The organism is Kitasatospora sp. SUK 42 (genome assembly GCF_015776785.2).
Classification (GTDB): domain Bacteria; phylum Actinomycetota; class Actinomycetes; order Streptomycetales; family Streptomycetaceae; genus Kitasatospora.
In genome coordinates this window covers 1,171,149-1,187,794 of the sequence record NZ_LFMD02000007.1, presented here as the reverse complement: position 1 = coordinate 1,187,794, position 16,646 = coordinate 1,171,149, and the positions used below count along the sequence as shown (strand labels likewise).

General features: G+C 73.2%; 18 protein-coding genes. 8 read left to right on the top strand and 10 right to left on the bottom strand.

What is annotated here, in order from left to right; translation table 11 throughout:
- The coding region (locus RZ50_RS26925; protein WP_217680861.1) for a hypothetical protein at positions 1-1,107 on the top strand (1,107 nt) is incomplete at its 5' end.
- Positions 1,108-1,171: 64 nt separating this feature from the next.
- Here RZ50_RS26925 and RZ50_RS26920 read toward each other — a convergent pair.
- Positions 1,172-1,900, bottom strand: a complete 729-nt coding sequence (locus tag RZ50_RS26920) for a cyclase family protein (RefSeq protein WP_254803067.1) — start codon at positions 1,898-1,900, stop codon at positions 1,172-1,174.
- Between the two features lie 200 nt (positions 1,901-2,100).
- Here RZ50_RS26920 and RZ50_RS26915 point away from each other — a divergent pair, with 200 nt between their 5' ends.
- The 3 genes from RZ50_RS26915 (at position 2,101) to RZ50_RS26905 (ending at position 3,960) form a co-directional block, all read left to right on the top strand.
- Positions 2,101-2,457: a hypothetical protein gene (locus RZ50_RS26915; protein ID WP_196951483.1), complete on the top strand. Its 357-nt coding sequence runs from the start codon at positions 2,101-2,103 to the stop codon at positions 2,455-2,457.
- Positions 2,458-2,576: 119 nt separating this feature from the next.
- A complete protein-coding gene (locus RZ50_RS26910; RefSeq protein WP_196951482.1) occupies positions 2,577-3,488 on the top strand; it encodes an aminoglycoside phosphotransferase family protein in 912 nt (303 codons plus the stop codon).
- A 190-nt stretch (positions 3,489-3,678) separates the two neighbouring features.
- The gene (locus tag RZ50_RS26905) at positions 3,679-3,960 is read left to right on the top strand and encodes a hypothetical protein (protein WP_196951481.1); all 282 of its coding nucleotides are present in this window, start codon (positions 3,679-3,681) and stop codon (positions 3,958-3,960) included.
- 282 nt (positions 3,961-4,242) lie between these two features.
- Here RZ50_RS26905 and RZ50_RS26900 read toward each other — a convergent pair whose 3' ends face one another.
- Positions 4,243-4,611, bottom strand: coding sequence for a hypothetical protein (locus RZ50_RS26900; protein WP_196951480.1), 369 nt, complete (start codon positions 4,609-4,611; stop codon positions 4,243-4,245).
- Positions 4,612-4,764: 153 nt separating this feature from the next.
- On the opposite strand from RZ50_RS26900, the gene RZ50_RS26895 reads away from it, so the two are divergent.
- Together RZ50_RS26895 and RZ50_RS26890 are read left to right on the top strand one after the other, a co-directional pair.
- Positions 4,765-5,349: an RNA polymerase sigma factor gene (locus tag RZ50_RS26895; RefSeq protein WP_217680860.1), complete on the top strand. Its 585-nt coding sequence runs from the start codon at positions 4,765-4,767 to the stop codon at positions 5,347-5,349.
- Positions 5,350-5,490: 141 nt separating this feature from the next.
- Complete coding sequence (locus tag RZ50_RS26890; RefSeq protein ID WP_196951478.1) at positions 5,491-5,700, top strand: hypothetical protein; 210 nt, start codon at positions 5,491-5,493, stop codon at positions 5,698-5,700.
- A 258-nt stretch (positions 5,701-5,958) separates the two neighbouring features.
- Here the strand turns inward: RZ50_RS26890 and RZ50_RS26885 are convergent, their stop codons facing one another.
- Positions 5,959-6,492 (bottom strand): GNAT family N-acetyltransferase, encoded by a 534-nt coding sequence (locus RZ50_RS26885; protein ID WP_196951477.1) that lies wholly within the window; start codon positions 6,490-6,492, stop codon positions 5,959-5,961.
- Between the two features lie 246 nt (positions 6,493-6,738).
- Positions 6,739-6,972 carry a hypothetical protein gene (locus tag RZ50_RS26880; RefSeq protein WP_196951476.1) on the bottom strand — a complete coding sequence of 78 codons (234 nt, stop codon included), beginning with the start codon at positions 6,970-6,972 and terminating at the stop codon, positions 6,739-6,741.
- Between the two features lie 140 nt (positions 6,973-7,112).
- Here RZ50_RS26880 and RZ50_RS26875 point away from each other — a divergent pair, with 140 nt between their 5' ends.
- Complete coding sequence (locus RZ50_RS26875) at positions 7,113-7,916, top strand: serine hydrolase (protein ID WP_196951475.1); 804 nt, start codon at positions 7,113-7,115, stop codon at positions 7,914-7,916.
- 149 nt (positions 7,917-8,065) lie between these two features.
- Here the strand turns inward: RZ50_RS26875 and RZ50_RS26870 are convergent, their stop codons facing one another.
- The 6 genes from RZ50_RS26870 to RZ50_RS26845 form a co-directional block, all read right to left on the bottom strand.
- Entirely contained in the window at positions 8,066-9,199 is a 1,134-nt protein-coding gene (locus tag RZ50_RS26870; protein WP_196951474.1) for an FAD-dependent monooxygenase, read from the bottom strand.
- Positions 9,200-9,219: 20 nt separating this feature from the next.
- Entirely contained in the window at positions 9,220-9,816 is a 597-nt protein-coding gene (locus RZ50_RS26865) for an ATP/GTP-binding protein (RefSeq protein WP_196951473.1), read from the bottom strand.
- A gap of 2 nt (positions 9,817-9,818) precedes the next feature.
- Positions 9,819-10,184: a DUF742 domain-containing protein gene (locus RZ50_RS26860; protein WP_196951492.1), complete on the bottom strand. Its 366-nt coding sequence runs from the start codon at positions 10,182-10,184 to the stop codon at positions 9,819-9,821.
- Between the two features lie 105 nt (positions 10,185-10,289).
- Positions 10,290-10,739 (bottom strand): roadblock/LC7 domain-containing protein, encoded by a 450-nt coding sequence (locus RZ50_RS26855; RefSeq protein WP_196951472.1) that lies wholly within the window; start codon positions 10,737-10,739, stop codon positions 10,290-10,292.
- A complete protein-coding gene (locus RZ50_RS26850) occupies positions 10,739-13,612 on the bottom strand; it encodes a nitrate- and nitrite sensing domain-containing protein (protein ID WP_254803300.1) in 2,874 nt (957 codons plus the stop codon). Before RZ50_RS26850 ends, RZ50_RS26855 begins: the two co-directional genes overlap by 1 nt.
- A 388-nt stretch (positions 13,613-14,000) precedes the next feature.
- Positions 14,001-14,687, bottom strand: a complete 687-nt coding sequence (locus RZ50_RS26845; RefSeq protein WP_196951471.1) for a FadR/GntR family transcriptional regulator — start codon at positions 14,685-14,687, stop codon at positions 14,001-14,003.
- Between the two features lie 180 nt (positions 14,688-14,867).
- Here RZ50_RS26845 and RZ50_RS26840 point away from each other — a divergent pair, with 180 nt between their 5' ends.
- Positions 14,868-16,580 carry a 2-isopropylmalate synthase gene (locus tag RZ50_RS26840; RefSeq protein ID WP_254803066.1) on the top strand — a complete coding sequence of 571 codons (1,713 nt, stop codon included), beginning with the start codon at positions 14,868-14,870 and terminating at the stop codon, positions 16,578-16,580.
- The last annotated feature ends 66 nt before the right edge of the window (positions 16,581-16,646 follow it).

The window sequence follows — 16,646 nt, the reverse complement described above, 5'->3', positions numbered from 1 at the left end:
CCCGCTCCGGCCACTCCGGCCGCGTCGGCGTCCGCCACCCCCGCCGCCCCCGCCGCGGCCGTCCAGCCCGGCCAGCTGATCGCCAGCCCGCCCACCGCCGCCGCGCCGCAGGGCGCGCTGGTCGCCATCACCGGCGTCCAGCCCGGCGCGGGCGGCACCCTCAACCTCACCACCCGCCCGGCCACCCTCGCCGAACTCCTCGGCGGCACCGAGGCGGACGGACAGGTCCCGGTCGACGTGCACGGCATCAAGGTGACGCCGCTGGTCAAGGACCTCAAGGCGACCGTCGGCGCCGACGGCAACGGCGTCAAGGCCGACGCGTCCGGCACCCTGGAGGTGGACGTCAAGGCCCCCATCCCGCTCCCCGAGGGCGCGAGCCTGGACGCCTCCGGCTCCCTCCAGCTCCACCCGGCCGTCCACTTCGCCTACCACGGCGCGGCGGGCACCAGCCCGCGCACCGCCTCGATCGGCTTCGACCTGGGTGCCGACGCGCACTGGAAGGTCGCCGGCGACGTCGCCCGCAACACCGGTGCGGCGCCGATCCGGGTGCCCTTCGCCAGGCTGCAGGCCAACCCGGTGCTGACCGTCGCGGGCCTGCCCGTGGTGGTCAACCTGGGCCTCACCTGCTACCTGGAGGTCAGTGCCGACGGCCAGGTGCACCTGGAGACCGAGCAGGACGCCACCGGCACCTGGGCCGTCCACGCCGACTACACCGGTGGCAAGGGCTGGGCCTCCGCCACCAGCGCCGACACCAAGATCTCCCCGGTCCACGTCCGCCTCAACGGCAAGGCGTCCGTGCGGGCCGCCCTGGGTGTCGAGGCCAACGTCGGTCTCTACGACACCATCGGCGTCGAGACCACCGTCGCCCCCTATCTGAGCGCCAGGGCCGAGGGCTCCCTCGCCGTCGACCTCCCCGGCAACGGGCCGCAGGTCCAGGGCAGTTGGGCCCTGGTCGGCGGCATCGACGTGAACGGCGCCCTCAGCGGCCACCTGAAGATCTTCGGCACCCCGCTCTTCGAGAGCAAGCTCCCGCTGCCGCCGTTCCACAAGGAATGGCCCCTCCTCACCGGCTCGGCCTCCCTGCCGGCCACCCGCCCGACCAGCTGACCACCCACCACGCAGAAGGGGGAGCGGGAAGTCGGATCCGCCGACCTCCCGCTCCCCCTTTGCGCTACCGCTGGTGCTCCCCGCCGGGGAGCACCGCGTAGGCGCGGACGGGGAAGGTGCCCATGCCCTCCACGGCCGGGGGCGCGGCGTGGAAGCGGAAGCCGTCCAGGGGCAGTTGCTCCAGGCCGCGCATGTGCTCCACGACGGGGATGCCCGCGGCCAGCAGGGTGGTGTGGGCGGAGCGGGCCAGGTCGTCGGTGTCGTCGATGTTCAGCGAGTCGATGCCCACGAGCGCGGGCCGCTGCTCGGCGAGCCAGGCGGCGCCCCGCGCGGTGAGGAAGGGGTGGCCGCCCGCGCCGTAGCGGTCGGTGCCCCAGTGCCGGGACCAGCCGGTGTGGATCAGCACCGCCCGGCCGGTGACCGGGTGCGGCAGCAGTGCGTCCCGGTCGACGGCGCGGTCCTGCGCGTCGACGGTCCGCACCACCAGGCCGTCCAGGTCGACCAGCCCGTCGAGGGGCAGCCCCGCCAGGTCCGGCCCGTCGCCGAAGCGGTGGAACGGGGAGTCCAGGTAGGTGCCGGTGTTCGCGACCATCGAGATCCGGCCGATGTGGAACTCGGTGCCGGGGGAGTAGTGGTCGCGCGAGGCCTCCCGCGAGAGGTGCACGCTGATCTCGGGCGCGGGCAGGCCCGGGTAGGTGACCATGCCGTGCCGGATCGGGTGGCTCAGCTCGACGACCCGTCGGGCCGCCCCGCCGGTGCGGTGGTTCGCGTTCTTCGTGTTCTCCGTCTCCATGCCTACGATCATCAGTGAGTCCTCGCCGGAGGACAATTGGGGATTTCTGAAGCCGTACGCGGTGCTCCCGTCGCCTTCTCTTCTCCTGTTGTTCAACGACCTTGCGTTGATTGGTCGTTGTCCAGGGTCTTCGGCAACCCGCCGGTTCGTGCGGCCGGTTGCGGAGGGGGATCGGGTGCGGTTCGGAGGGGAGGGGCGCGGTGTTTCCTGGCGTGGAGCTCTCGGTGGGGTACGTCTTCGCGTGGGAGGTGCGGAAGGCGCGGCTGGTCGCGGGCCGGACGAGCGGCGAGGTCGACCGGGCCCTGGAGGCCGGTATGGACCGCCTGCACGGGCTGGTGAGCCGCAAGCTCGGGCAGGACCCGGCGCTGGCGCAGGTCGAGGAGGAGGCCGGTGAGGGGCAGGCGTCCCTCTCGGACGACACCCGCCAGTGGCTGGCGCTCAGCCTGAACAACTCGGCGCGGAAGGACGGGGAGTTCGCGGCGGCCCTGAAGGCCGTGGTGAGGGAGGTCCAGGCCGCCGAGCGGGCGGGGGCGGCGTCCCCGTCGCGGACGAGGTGACGGGCCGTACCGTACGGGAGGAGTACGGCCCCTCGTAGGCGAGCCTGGTCGCGCGGGCCGTCTGTGCGGGCGGGAAAAACCGTTTGTGGCCGGTGATCGCCGCGTGGCAGCCTCCTGTGATGCGCATGCACGAAGACCAGCTGACAATCCTCCCGGCCACCGTGTGCGAGCTGGTTCGCGACCAGTTCCCCGAGTGGGCCGACCTGCCGGTCCGGGCGCTCGCGTCGCAGGGGACGGTCAACGCCATCTTCCGGATCGGCGACGGCCTCACGGCGCGGTTCCCGATCGAGTCTGCGGCGGTGGAGGAGACCCGACGGCTGCTCGAACGCGAGGCGGAGGCGGCCCGGGAACTGTCCGGGCGTACGCGGTTCGCCACACCGGCGCCGGTCGCGATCGGCGCGCCCGGCCGGGGCTACCCGCTGCCCTGGTCCGTGCAGACCTGGATCCCCGGCGTGGTCGCCACGCCCGTCGAACCGGCCGACTCGGTCGGATTCGCCCAGGACCTCGCCGAGTTCATCCGCGGGATGCGCGCGATCGACACGCGCGGCCGGGTGTTCGGCGGGAACGGCCGGGGCGGGGAGGACCTGACCGTCCACGACGCGTGGATGGAGACCTGCTTCGCCAACAGCGAGGGCCTCCTCGACGTCCCGCGGCTGCGGCGGATGTGGGCGGAGCTGCGGCAGCTGCCGCGCGGCCGGACCCCGGACGTGATGAGCCACGGCGACCTGATCCCGGCCAACGTGCTCGTCGCGGACGGCCGGCTCGCGGGCGTGCTCGACGTCGGCGGCTTCGGCCCCGCCGATCCGGCCCTCGACCTCGTCGGAGCCTGGCACCTGCTGGCCGACGGCCCCCGGGAGCGGCTCCGCGAGGAACTCGGCTGCGACGACCTCCAGTGGCGGCGCGGCCAGGCCTGGGCCTTCGTCCAGGCGATGGGGTTGGTCTGGTACTACCGGGAGAGCAACCCCGAGGCGAGCCACCTGGGCGCCACCACCCTCCAACGCCTCCTCGCGCAGGATGCGGCGGGAGCGTAGCGCCCGGCGGAGGCGGCCCTTCAGGCACGAGGGTTGTGCGCCGAGGACGACGGGGGCGCGCGGGCGAGGCGTGCCATCGCCGGATCGAGGGATCGCGGTGCCCGCTTCGAATCGGATGGCCCGCGAGGGGAATCCAGGCCCCGAGGAGGCGCCGCACCCCACGTGCGCGCCCTCGGAAGGGAGAACAGCCATGCGTCGTCGTCTCACGGGGGTTGGCCTGCTCGCCGTCGCCGGCGTGCTCGCCCTCGCAGTCCCCGCCCAGGCCGCGACCGGCTCCCTGGTGGTCAACGGCGTGCTCCACGAGAACCCGCCGCGGGGTTGCTACGCGACCTCGTCGCCGGTGTTCATCGAGAACTTCACGGACTCGACGGTCCTGGTGCATGCCGCGGCGAACTGCCAGGGCCCGGTGACGGCGGAGGTCGGCCCCGACTCGTTCAAGCAGACCTTCGGAGCGAGCTACTTCGTCCTCTGAGTCGAGTGAGTCGAGCCGGATATCCGTGCCGTTCACACTGTCCCACCCCGCGGCCGTACTGCCGTTGATGCGGCGGCCCTTCAGCCGGTGAGGGCCGTGCGAGGCCCGGCGGCGCGACCCGGCGCCGGATCCTCATGGCGATGGCCCTGTGCGCCGCCGTCGGGGCCGTCGCCCATGCCTGGCGGTGGCTCACCGGCCCGGAGGCGGGGAGAACGGATGCGGGGAGTGGGAAGTCGGCCCCGCCGACTTCCCACTCCCCGCGATCGCCCGCTACGGCGGGTCCTATCGGCGGCGTGGCAGGCCGAGGAAGGCGGCCCGGTGCCGGGCGCCGTTCCAGGCAAGCGTCAGGACGAACCACAGCGCGGCGACGTACCGGCGCCACCGGCGCGGCCCGGCGGCCAGCCGCTGCGACAACTCCGCGCGCCACCACGGCAACAGGCGGAGCCGGGCGGGTTCCGTCAGCTGCGGGCCGACGAGTGCGGCCAGCAGGAGGCCCGGCAGGCCCATCAGGGCGTCGCGGAACACGGCGGTGGTGACTTCGAGGACGACGGCCGCCAGCAGCGCCGCCAGCAGCGCGGTGCGCCAGCCCGTCACGTCCTCGCCGAGGAAGAGGGTGTGCGGTGCGCTGAGGGGAACCATGGAGAGCTTCATGCCTCCTCGACGAGGCCGGGGCCGTCGCGCTGCCACCGCCCGGCTCCGTTCCGGTCCGGGCCGATGCCCCTGCAATGAAAGCGAGTTCAGCATCGTCAAGGGAGTGAGGGATGGCATCGGACCACCCCCGCGAAGTCCAACGGAAGGACGCCCATGGCGAAGTCGGAAGGGGCGGGCGCTCATGGCTCGTCCCCGTCGGCGCCGATGAGCGAGGCGCATCTTGAGGAGCTCGTCCGTGACCTCCTGCCGCGCCTGGTGACCAGTCTCCGCGAGATGACGCACGACGAGCAGACGGCCGAGAACATCGCGGCCAGGACGTGCATGGTCGTGATCAACGAGGTCCGCAAGGGGACGGTGTTCCACCGGCCGGTGATCGCCTACGCCACCACCGTGGCGCGGCGGATGGCCATCGACCACTGGAGGTCGGCCGCTGCCCGCAGGGAGGAACCGGTCGCGGAGATCCCCGAGGGGAGCCGGCCCGCGACGGCCCGGGACCCCGGCCCCGACGATCCGGGTGCCCGGCTGGAGTTCGAGGAGCTGCTGCGGATCGTCCACAAGGCGATCGGCGACCAGCGGCAGGCGAGGATCTGGGAACTCCACCACATCTGGCTCTGGAAGGGGACGGAGATCGCCGAGACTCTCGGGATCTCCGCGTCCACCGTCTCCCGCGAGCTGAAGCGGGCGAACGAGCGTGCGCGGACGGCCCCCGTCCCGCTGCCGCGCCGGGAGGCCGACTGACTGGGTCCGCGTCTAGGGTCCGCGGGCCGGCCGACCGGCCGGCCCGCGGGCCCGGGTCGGGGCGCCAAAGAGGAGCCTCGGGGGCCGGTGGCGGTCGCTGCAACGCCAGACCACCGGCCCCGTCACGGAAAGGGAAAACGTATGCAGGAGTTCGAGCGGCCGGCACGGGGGTCTCGGCCGCAGAACCAGCAGGGGGTCAGGGGGGTCGACGTGTACGAGAGCTGGGACACGTTCTACGCCGGGCTGTCCGCGGGGGCGAACGCCCTCGGCGACCCCGTCGGAGAGCAGGCGGGGGATCTCTCGATGTGGGACGTCCCGTGGTCGGTCACGGAGACGGGGGGGATGCCGTGATGGACGACAGGCGTCCGAAGAAAGGTGTCCAGCTACGGATCACACCGACGGTTCGGTGGGTGTACGTGCTGGTGGTCCAACTCGTGCTGGTCTTTCATGCGTTCACGTCGTCCGGCCGGCGAGACACCGCGAGGCTCCTGACAGCGGCCGGCAGTGCGGCGGCCCCGCCTCCCCTGCGGCTGTAGCCCAGCGCACCCCTGAGCAGGCCTGCTGCCGGAGTTGGCGGCAGCAGGCCTGCTCAGGGGCCGCAGAGTCGGCTCAAGCGGACGGCGGGGACCACATGCCGAGCCACTGCTCGGCGTCCCAGGCCTCGAACCGCTCCACCTCGGTGAAGCCCAGCTTCGCCGCGAGGCGCATCGAGGCGGTGTTGGCGCTCTGGGTGGTGAGCACCACCGGTTCGCCGGGAAGCGCGCCGGCGAGCCAGTGGAGTGCCGCCGCGCACGCCTCGGCGGCGTACCCGCGTCCCCAGGCCTGCGGCAGGAACAGGTAGCCGAGATCGAGCTTCCCCGCGGCGGCCGGGCGACGGTGCCCCGTTGCCCTCCTGAGCAGGATCTGGCCGATCATCGACCCGTCGAGATCGACGACGAAGCTCCCGGGCCACCGCTCGGGCGCCTCGGGCATCTCGCGCTCGACCTCGTCACGCGACCGGGGGCCGCCGAGGTAGGTGTGCACCTCGGGCGAGGCCAGCAGCTCGATGAACGCCGCACGGTCCCGGGCCTCGGGCTCACGGAGCACGAGCCTTTCGGTCCTGATCGGGGCGGGCGGCCAGGCGACGGGTCCAAGATCATCCATGGTCGGAACCTATCGCACGTCCGCGAGGACGATCCGTCGGGACGAAGACGCTCAACCGGCCACCGTCCGGTCCATCTGATCGCCCGTCGCCCGAAGACGGCCGGGGCGGCGCCCGGTCGGTGGACCGGGCGCCGCTGGTCGTCGTCGGTCTCGGGGGGCCGGGACCCGGTGAAGTCCACGGCCGGAAGGCGCGGTCCCGTCAGCGCGGCGTCCGCCCGCACACCACTGTCGACGTCCGGCCGCCCTCTAGGAGTAGTACTTGTGCAGGTCGTCGGATGCCAGCCCGGTTCCGTGGTGGACGGCACCGCTGGAATAGGTTGCACGAAGATGGGCGGCCTGACCGGTACGCTGCCGCTCGATCAGCATTCCGGTGGTGTCGTCCGGAAATTCGCCACGTGACCGATCCCGGCGGGCCAGGAAAATGACGGCGCCAATGACGGCGGCGACGAGTCCAGCCATGAGCGCGATGACGATACCCAAGATGTCCCTCCTCATCCCAACGGTGAATCCCTTCATAACACGTCAGCTGATCCGACGGCGGGGCGTCCGTGGGCGAGCGTGCGGGCGTGTTGGTTGGGCCGGCCAGCGGAATCTGGCGCTGTCTCCCCTACTCTTCCTCCATGCTCTCTGTGGTGGTGGCCCCCTGGGCGGGCGAGGCGGAGCCGGTGTTCGTGCGTCAGCCCGACGAACTGCACGATGCGGCGAGCACGATGAAGGTCGCGGTGCTGGCCGCGCTCGTCCGGAGCGGGGTGAACCTCGATGCCGAGGTGCCGGTCGTCAACCGCTTCGAGTCCGTCGTGGGTGGGGAGTTCGGGAACGATCCGGACTGGGACAGTGATCCGCTGCCCTGGGAGCTCCTGGGCACGCACGTTCCCCTCCGGCTGCTCGCCGAGCGGATGATCACGCACTCCTCCAACCTGGCCACCAACCTCTGCCTGGCCCGTACGGACCCCCGTGCCGTGGCCGAGGTGTGGCGCAGGGCGGGTGCGACCCGCAGCGCCAGCCCGCGCGGGATCGAGGACTACGCGGCGCGCGACGCGGGCGTGCACAACCGGGTGAGCGCCCGCGATCTCGTCCGGCTGCTGCGGTCGATCGGCGACGTGCCCGAACTGCTCGAACTCCTGGAGCGCAACGACTTCCGGGTGGACCTCGCGGCGGGCCTTCCCCCGAACACCCGGATCGCGTTCAAGAACGGCTGGTTCCCAGGCGTTCGGCACAGCGTCGGCCTCGTCCACCCGGCCGACTGCCCGCCGTACCTGATCGCCGTCTGCTACACCGGCCCGCTCGCCACCGGCGAGGACCGCACCGATCCGGCGGCCCGGCTGCTGGCCCGGATCTCCGCCGCCGTCTGGGAGCGGCGTGACGCGATCGGCGCCGTCACCGCTGCGCGAAGGCCTGGAGCCCCGCGAGAGCGGGCTCGTTGAGCAGGTTGATCCTGACGAAGCCGTCGCACCCAGGGACGACACCGTGCCCCTTGACCGTCGACGTTCGGGTCGACCGCCAGCCTGCTACCGGCCCCGCGCGGGCGCAACCCCGCGCGGGGCCCGTACAGCAGAACTCAGTACGGCCGGGCTCAGTACGGCTTGACGAGCACGTGCGCGGCGCCCGGGATTCCGACCTTGAGGAGCTCGTCCTCCTCCGGGGTGGTCGGGGTGCCGGTCTCCTGCTTGAGGATTGCCCTCGACAGCGACTGCACCCACATGGCGCGCGGGCGGCGGCGCTCCTCCCAGGCCGCGAGGGCGGCCGGGACGGAGTCGGCGGCGTCCAGGCTCTGGGCGAGGACGAGGGCGTCCTCGACGGCCATCGCGGCGCCCTGGGCGAGGTGCGGGGTGGAGGCGTGGGCGGCGTCGCCGGCCAGCACGACGCGGCCGACGTGCCAGGGCTCCTCGACGGTGACCTGGGAGATGCGGGAGTAGACGACCGCCTCCGGGTCGGTGATCTGCTCCAGGGCCTCGGCGATCGGGCCGCCGAAGCCGGCCAGGCGCTCGCGCAGCTGCTCGTGGGCGCGGGCGGGGTCCGGCCGGAAGTCCTCGGCCTCGGCGAACACCGAGCCCAGGTACATGAGGTCGCTGCTGATCGGGGTGAGCAGCGCCTTGGCCTTGAGGTTGCCCGCCGACATCAGCACGCCCTTGAGTTCGGGCGTGCGGGGCAGCGTGACGCGCCAGTTGGCGAAGCCGGTGTACTCGGGGGCGTACTTGTCGCCGTACAGGTGTCTGCGCAGCGGCGAGCCGATGCCGTCGAAGCCGACGACCAGGTCGTAGCGGGCGCGGTGTCCGTCGCTGAGGGTGACGTCCACGCCCTCGCCGTCGTCCGTCATCGAGGCGATGGTGGTGCCGAAACGTATCCTCGCGCCCGCCGAGACGGCCGCGTCGGCGAGCACCCGGGCCAGGGCGGGGCGCGGGATGCCGTTGTTGGAGGGGGCGTCGCCCATCCGGGGCTGGGGGATCTCGGCCAGGGTGGTGCCGGCCGGGTCGCAGATGGTCAGCACCTCCCACTCGAAGCCGACGGCCAGGCACTCGTCCAGCACGCCGATCTCGCGCATCACGTGCAGGGCGTTGGAGGGCTGGATGATGCCGACCCCGAGGGCCTCCAGCCGGTCGCGCAGTTCGGCGACTTCGACGTGGTGGCCGCGGCGGGCGAGGGCGGTGGCGAGGGTGAGTCCGCCGATGCCGCCGCCGTGGACGAGGACGCGCAGGGGTGAGGTCATGGGATTGCTCCGGGGGAGGTTCAGCCGACGGGGGTGACGGCGGCGAGGTCCATGAGGTGGTCGACCAGGGCGAGCAGCAGGTCGCGGCCGAAGGCGCGCTCGCGGACGTCGCCGATCAGCATCGGGACCTGCGGGTCGAGGTCGAGCGCGGCCCGGATCTCGTCGGGGGTGCGGGTGTTGTGGCTGTGGAAGCAGTTGATCGCGACCACGAACGGGATGCCCCGGCTCTCGAAGAAGTCGATCGAGGCGAAGCTGGTGTCCAGCCGCCGGGTGTCGGCGATGACGATCCCGCCGAGGGCGCCGTTGACCAGGTCGTTCCACATGAACCAGAACCGTTCCTGCCCGGGCGTGCCGAACAGGTAGACCACCAGCTCGGAGCTGACGGTGATCCGGCCGAAGTCCAGGGCGACGGTGGTGGTGTCCTTCTGGTCGACGCCGTCCAGGTCGTCGACGCCGACGCTGGCCGTGGTCAGGTACTCCTCGGTGCGCAGCGGGGTGACCTCGCTGACCGAGCCGACCAGGGTGGTCTTGCCGACGCCGAAGCCGCCCGCGATCAGGATCTTGACGGCGGCCGGGGCGGCGGCGGGGCCATCGATGGCGGAGTGGGGTGATGCCATGTTCAGAGTCTCCGGAGTCCTTCGCGTACGGCCGTGAGCAGGCCGAGGTCCACGCCCCCGGCGGCGCGGGCCACCGAGAGCGGCGCCCGGGCCTTCAGCAGGCCCTGGGCGACGAGGTCGCCCAGCAGGATCTTGGTGACCGAGACCGGGAGGTCCAGGCCGGCCGCCACCTCGGCGACCGCCGCCGGGCGGCGGCAGTGGTCGAGGATCATCCGGTGCTCGGGCTGGAGGCCGCGGGCACCGGCGCGGCTGCCCCGCGCCAGGGCCGCGTCGGCCTCCTCCTCGACCGTGGTGATCACGGTGATGAGGGTGAGGTCGTCGCGCTCGGGCGCGGTGCGGCCGCGGGTGATGGTGTACGGGCGCACCATGACGCCCGTCTCGTCCTCCGCGTCCTGCTCCTCCAGCTCGCTCCAGTGCGGCACCCGGCCGCGTGCCTGGCCGCCCCCCTGCTCGCTGTGCGGGCCCACCGGTCGTCAGCCCCGGTTCCGGGCGGCGAAGGCGTCGAAGGACGCGGGGGCGCCGTCGCCGCCGCGGGCCGGGGTGGTGAGCTTCTGGCCGACCTGCTGCACCAGGGTGTGCATGGCGACGGACATCACCTCGGCGTCCACCTCCTGGGAGGCGACCACGGCCAGGTGGGTGCCCTGGGCGGCGGCGATGATGAACAGCCAGCACTCGGCGAGCTCGACGATCACCTGGTGCACCGCGCCACCGTCGAAGAGCTGACCGACGCCCCGGGCGAGGGACTGCTGGCCGGTGGCGATGGCCGCCAGGCGCTCGGCGTCGGCCCGCTCGATGGTGCGGGAGTGGCTGACCACGAGGCCGTCGTCGGAGAGCAGGACGGCGTTGTGGGTCCCGGGCACCGAGTCGACGAGCCCGTCCAGCAGCCAGTCCAGGTCCTGGTGGGTGGCGATCGTACGGTTCATCACTGGTCATCCGTTCGTGTGGTTCGGGTTTCCGCGGCCGGCAGGGCCCAGGGGGACGGGTCGGGCGCGGAAACTGGGGGGCCGGCGGGCGCGCTGGGTGGGGCCGGCGGGGTCGCGTGGACGGGCAGCGGGTGCTCGCCGCTGTCCTGGGCCCGGGCGGCGCGGGACTGGCGCTGGAAGGCGCCGATGGTCGCGCCGGAGCGCCGCGCCGGGCGCTCGGACGGGACGGGCGGCTGGAGCGGGCCGCCGCCGTCGGTGGCGTCGGGCTCGGGGGCCGGTTCCACCCACTGCTGGCGGGCCGGCGGCGGCACCCGCAGTTCGGCGGCCAGGCTGGCCTGGCGCACCCGCTGCGGCAGCGGCGGCTGCCCGCCCTCGACCTCGCTCACCGGCACGGCGGAGGGGTACTCGCGGCGCCGGCGCCGCTCGGCGAGCCGGTAGTGGTCGGCCGGGCGGTACTGCTCGTCGGCGTACGGGGCCTCGGCCTCGGTGACCCGGGCGTAGGCGATGTCCGGGTAGACCGGGGTGTCGGGCTGGGAGGGGGCGTTGTGCGGGGACGGGGTGTCGTGCGGGGACGGGACGTCGTGCGCGGGCGCGGCGTCCTGGGCGGTGGGCCGGTGGTCGGCGGGGGAGCTGTGCTGGATCGGCTGCTCGTACGACTGCCCGTGGTAGGAGGGGGCCGGCCGCTCCGGGAACACCGGCTGCTGCTCCGGGAAGGCGGGCACCACGGGTGCTGCGGGCGCGAAGGCCTCGGTGGATGCGAAGGCCTCGACGGGCGCCGCGGGCACGGCCGGTGCGAACGCCTCGGCCGACACGAACGCTTCGGCCGGCACGAACGCCTCGGCGGGGGTCGCCGGCACGCCCGCGAAGTGCTCGCCGGGGGCGAAGGAGTCCACCGGCGCGACCGGCGGCGCCGGCGGCACCACGGGCTCGGGCGCCTCGTTGGAGGCGGTGAGCACCGCCCGGCGCGAGCGGCGGACCAGCGGGATCGGCTCGACCGGCGCGGCGTCCGGCAGCCCGGCGTCGCCGTCGATGACCAGCTCGTCCGGGACGAGCACGACCACCCGGGTGCCGCCGAACGCGGACGGACGGAACTCGATCTTCAGCCCGGTCAGCGAGGCCAGCCGGGCGATGACGTGGAAGCCGAGCCGGATGTCGTCGGCGCGGGCCAGCACGTCGGTGCGCGGCGGGCGGCTCATCAGCGTGTTGGCCGCCTCGTACTGCTCCGGGTCCATGCCCAGGCCCCGGTCCTCGATCTCGACCGCGAGCCCGCGCCCGACCATGGCGGCGCGCACCTCGACCGGCGTGGGCGGCTTGGAGAAGGTGGTGGCGTTCTCCATCAGCTCGGCGAGCACGTGCGCGACCGGGCCGACGGCCCGCTCGGAGAGCCACGGGTGGCCCTCGACGTCGATCATGATCCGGCGGTAGTCCTGCACCTCGCCCTGGGCGGCGCGCAGCACGTCCAGCAGCGGGACGGGTTTGCGCCAGCGCCGCTGCGGCTGGCCGCCGGCCATGATGACGAGGTTCTCCTCGTAGCGGCGCAGGCGGGCGGTCAGGTGGTCGAGGTCGAACAGGCCCTCCAGGACCTCCGGGTCGTCGTGCCGGCGCTCCAGCTCGTCCAGCTTGCGCAGCTGGCGGCCGATCAGCAGCTGGGTGCGGCGGGCGACGCGCTGGAGCAGCCGCTCGAAGCCGCGGTGCTGGTCGGCCTGCTGGACGGCGGCCTCCAGGGCGGCGGAGCGGGCCAGGTTGAGCGCCTGGCCGAGGCGGGCGAGTTCGTCGGTGCCGTTGCCGTGGGTGCCGGTGGTGACGGCGCGGGTCTCGGCCTCGACGTCGACCTGTTCGCCGCGGCCGAGCCGGTCGACGACCTCGGGCAGGGTGCGCTCCATGTCCTCGGCCTGGGTCTGGAGCTCCTTGATCCGGCGGCGCAGCGAGCGGCTGATCCGCCAGGAGGCGATGATCACCGCGATGACGGTGATCAGGCCGATGACGGTGGTCAGGACGACGCGGGTGAGCATGCCGAGCAGGGCGCCCTTGGCGACGTCGACGATGCCGTTGGTACGGGCCTCGATCGCCTTCACCAGCGGCGGGTTGAGCCCGTCGACGCCCTGGCGCCACTGGTCCTGCGCGGCCGGCAGCTTGACGGTGCCGTTGGCGTCGGGGGCGGCGGGCTTGAGCAGGGACTGCTCGACGGCGGTCTTGGCCTGCCAGGAGGGGCTGTTGACCAGGTCGTGCCAGGCGGGCGCCTCGGCGTCCGGGATGTACGGCAGGACCTGGACGTTGAGCAGGTGGTCCTGGGCGCCGATCAGCTGCTGGACCTGCTGGTAGTCGGCGGCGGACAGCCGGCCGCTCGGCCAGCCGCGGGCCAGGATCGCGTCCTCGCGGGCGAGCATCTCCTTGGTCCAGAAGGAGTTGACCAGGGTCTTGGACAGCCAGGTGACCTCACCGGTGTCGACGCGGCTGAGCGCGGTGAACAGCCTCAGGTCGACGCTGATCAGGTCGGTGTAGTAGGTGAAGACGGCCTGCTGGTCGACGCTGCCGTGGTCGACGGCGGCGCGCTGCTCGGCCAGCTTGCCCATGGCCTGGCGGGCTTCGACGACGGCGGCGCGGACCTCGGCGGGGGCGTTGTCGGCGGTGGCCCCGGAGAGGGTCTGGAACTGCCGTACCGCATCGTCGGTCAGCTGTCGCTGGCGGCGCAGCTGGTCGGTGTTGGAGCCGGGCCGGGCGAGCGCCTCGGCGCTGAGCCGGCGCTCCTCCTGGAGGTTGTAGTAGACGATGTTGGACGGCTGGCCGGCCTTCTGCGCGATGGTGGCCTGGTCGGCCAGTCGCTGGAAGTCGGCGATGGTCTCACCGCTGGTGACGGCCCAGAGGGCGGCCAGGGCCAGGCTGGGGACGACGGCCAGGACGAGCAGCGCCGTCCGCAGGGACAGGCGTGGACGCCTGCGGGGGGCCTTCGGCGCCGGGGGCCGCCGATTCGCACGCGCGCGCAGAGCAGACTCCTTGGGGCTGGCGGCCGGCCGGTGAGGGGCGGGCCGTCCGGGGCACGGGCTTTGACGAGGCGATACTAGTCATATCGTGTGATTAGAGTGAATGCGCGTTCGCCGCCTGGATGGTACTTGCGCACGAACCAGGCACAATGTCACCCGAACGTTGACCGTTCGTCCCCGAAGCAGCCGGTCCCGACACAGCCTGACACAGTGTCAACGATGCTCACGGCCGACGGATGGCCGTGGTGTGAAAACTGTGTGACGCCGCCTCCGAAGGGCCTCAGGCGCTCAACAGGCGGGAGCGGGTGGCCTCCAGCTCCGCCGCCAGTACCCGCCCGGCCGCCTCCGGATCGCCGTCGTGCAGCGCCCGGACGAGCTCCGCGTGCGACTCGTAGCCCTGGTTCGGATCGCCCTCGCGCAGGCCGAAGAGGCCCACCAGCGCCACCAGATGCTCCCTCAGAACCGGGGCGAACTGGGCGAAAAGGTCATCCAGGACGGGGTTGTGGGCGGCGGCCACGATCGTCGTGTGCAGCGCGATGTCGGCGTCCACGAAGGCCGTGTCGTCCCCCTCGCCGGCCGCGTGCCGGGCGGCCAGTGCGGCGTCCACGGCCGCGAGGTCCGCCTCGGTGCGGCGCTCGGCCGCCAGCCGGGCGGCCTGCACCTCGACCATCGTCCGCACCTCGTAGACGTGCGCCAGCTCCGCGCGGCGCAGCCGGGTCGCCCAGTCCCCGCCGGAGGGGCGGTCGGAGGTCACGAACACCCCCGAGCCCTGGCGGCTGTGCACCATCCCGGCCGCGGCCAGGGTGCGCAGCGCCTCCCGGACGGTCGAACGGCCGACGCCCAGCTCCTTGGCGAGGGCCACCTCGCCCGGCAGCCGGCCGCCGACAGGCCACTCGCCGGTCCGGATCCGCTCCTCGATCAGGGCGGCGGCCTGTTCGGCGAGGGGGGAGGGGCGGAGCGCTGGCATCGTCGTCACCTGTCGGGTTGTCTGAGGACTTGAGTCGTGGTTACTCTACCCGGCATGCAGCCGTGCCGTCCCCTTCCGGGGGGCCTCCTTCTTGGCGGCCGCAGCGGGGCGTGACCGGACCGGCACCCCGCTGCGGGGCGCCGACCTGCCGGTCTCCGGTACCAGCGACCAGGAGTCCCGATGCGTTTCCCGACCCTGCACGCCCCCGCCGGGCCCGTCCCGGCCGACGCCCCCGCCTGGAACCCGCAGCGCGGCGGCGCCATGCCCTCCCACCGCTACCGGCCCGCCCACGAACGGGTCCACGTCCCCGCGCTGATGCGCCGGTGGCCCGGCCGGCGGATCGAACGGGCGCCGCTGTGGGTGCCCGTCGACCTGCGCGACGGCAACCAGGCGCTCGCCGAACCGATGGACCCGGCGCGCAAGCGGCGGATGTTCGACCTGTTCCTGGCCATGGGCTTCAAGGAGATCGAGGTCGGCTACCCCTCCGCCAGCCGCACCGACTTCGACTTCGTCCGCCAACTCGCCACCACCCCGGGCGCGGTGCCGGAGGACGTCACCCTCGTCGTCTTCACCGCCGCCCGGGCCGACCTCATCGAGCGCACCTTCGAGTCCGTCGAGGGCCTGCCCGACGTCGTCGTCCACCTCTACACCGCGACCGCGCCGCTGTGGCGGCAGGTCGTCCTCGGCAAGGAGCGGGCCGAACTGCGGTCGCTGATCACCGAGGCGGCCACCCTGATGGCCCGGCTCGGCGAAGGGCGCGACGGCGTACGGTTCCAGTTCTCGCCCGAGGTGTTCAACCTGACCGAACCGGACTACGTCCTGGAGGTCTGCAACGGGCTGAGCGAACTGTGGGACGCGAGCCCCGACCGCCCGGTGATCCACAACCTGCCCGCGACCGTCGAGATCGCCACCCCCAACGTGTACGCCGACCAGATCGAGTACATGGACCGCCACCTCGAACGCCGGGACTCCGTCATCCTCTCCGTCCACCCGCACAACGACCGCGGCACGGGCGTGGCCTGCGCCGAACTCGCCGTCCTGGCCGGCGCGCAGCGCGTCGAGGGCTGCCTGTTCGGCAACGGCGAACGGACCGGGAACGTCGACCTGGTGACGCTCGCCCTCAACCTGCACACCCAGGGCGTCGACCCGATGCTCGACCTCTCCGACATCGACGAGATCCGGCGCACCGTCGAACACTGCAACCGGCTGCCGGTGCACGAGCGGCACCCGTACGCCGGGGACCTCGTGCACACCGCCTTCTCCGGCACCCACCAGGACGCCATCAAGAAGGGCTTCGCCCAACACGCCAAGACCGCCGCCGAGTTGGGTGTGCCCGAGCGGCAGGCGCCCTGGTCGGTGCCGTACCTGCCGATCGACCCGGCGGACCTCGGGCGCGACTACGAGGCGGTCATCCGGGTCAACAGCCAGTCCGGCAAGGGCGGGATCGCCTACCTGCTCCAGGCCGGGGAGGGGCTCGAACTGCCCCGGCGGCTGCAGATCGAGTTCGCCCGGGTCGTGCAGGAGGCCACCGACGACAGCGGACGCGAGGTGACCGCGGAGGAGCTGTACCGGCTGTTCCGTGCCGAGTACCTGGACGCGGTGCCCCCGGAGTGGACCTGGACCGTCGGCGAGGACCGCGCCGAGGTGAACGGCCGCCCCGGCACCGGCGCCGGGCCGCTGGACGCGGTGGCCGACGCGGTGGGCGTGGAGATCCTCTCCTTCAGCGAACACGCCGTCCGCGGCGGGCCGGACGCCGTCGCGTACGTCGAGGCGCGGATCGGGGGCGCGGTCGTCTGGGGCGTCGGGCGGGACGCCTCGGTGCTCACCGCGGGCGTGCGGGCGGTGCTCGGCGCCGCCGGGCGGGCGGGCGCGAGCGGCGTCACCGCTGGCTGAGCCGGTTTTGTCACTCCTGGCTGAGCCCGTCCGTCGCCCCCTGGGGGAGCCCGCCCGTCGCCCCCC

Coding starts and splice junctions, on each gene's coding strand:
- RZ50_RS26920 (WP_254803067.1), bottom strand. CDS start 1,900: ATGGAGACGGAGAACACGAAGAACGCGAACCACCGCACCGGCGGGGCG.
- RZ50_RS26910 (WP_196951482.1), top strand. CDS start 2,577: ATGCGCATGCACGAAGACCAGCTGACAATCCTCCCGGCCACCGTGTGC.
- RZ50_RS26905 (WP_196951481.1), top strand. CDS start 3,679: ATGCGTCGTCGTCTCACGGGGGTTGGCCTGCTCGCCGTCGCCGGCGTG.
- RZ50_RS26900 (WP_196951480.1), bottom strand. CDS start 4,611: ATGAAGCTCTCCATGGTTCCCCTCAGCGCACCGCACACCCTCTTCCTC.
- RZ50_RS26895 (WP_217680860.1), top strand. CDS start 4,765: ATGGCGAAGTCGGAAGGGGCGGGCGCTCATGGCTCGTCCCCGTCGGCG.
- RZ50_RS26890 (WP_196951478.1), top strand. CDS start 5,491: ATGCAGGAGTTCGAGCGGCCGGCACGGGGGTCTCGGCCGCAGAACCAG.
- RZ50_RS26885 (WP_196951477.1), bottom strand. CDS start 6,492: ATGGATGATCTTGGACCCGTCGCCTGGCCGCCCGCCCCGATCAGGACC.
- RZ50_RS26875 (WP_196951475.1), top strand. CDS start 7,113: ATGCTCTCTGTGGTGGTGGCCCCCTGGGCGGGCGAGGCGGAGCCGGTG.
- RZ50_RS26870 (WP_196951474.1), bottom strand. CDS start 9,199: ATGACCTCACCCCTGCGCGTCCTCGTCCACGGCGGCGGCATCGGCGGA.
- RZ50_RS26865 (WP_196951473.1), bottom strand. CDS start 9,816: ATGGCATCACCCCACTCCGCCATCGATGGCCCCGCCGCCGCCCCGGCC.
- RZ50_RS26860 (WP_196951492.1), bottom strand. CDS start 10,184: ATGGTGCGCCCGTACACCATCACCCGCGGCCGCACCGCGCCCGAGCGC.
- RZ50_RS26855 (WP_196951472.1), bottom strand. CDS start 10,739: ATGAACCGTACGATCGCCACCCACCAGGACCTGGACTGGCTGCTGGAC.
- RZ50_RS26845 (WP_196951471.1), bottom strand. CDS start 14,687: ATGCCAGCGCTCCGCCCCTCCCCCCTCGCCGAACAGGCCGCCGCCCTG.
- RZ50_RS26840 (WP_254803066.1), top strand. CDS start 14,868: ATGCGTTTCCCGACCCTGCACGCCCCCGCCGGGCCCGTCCCGGCCGAC.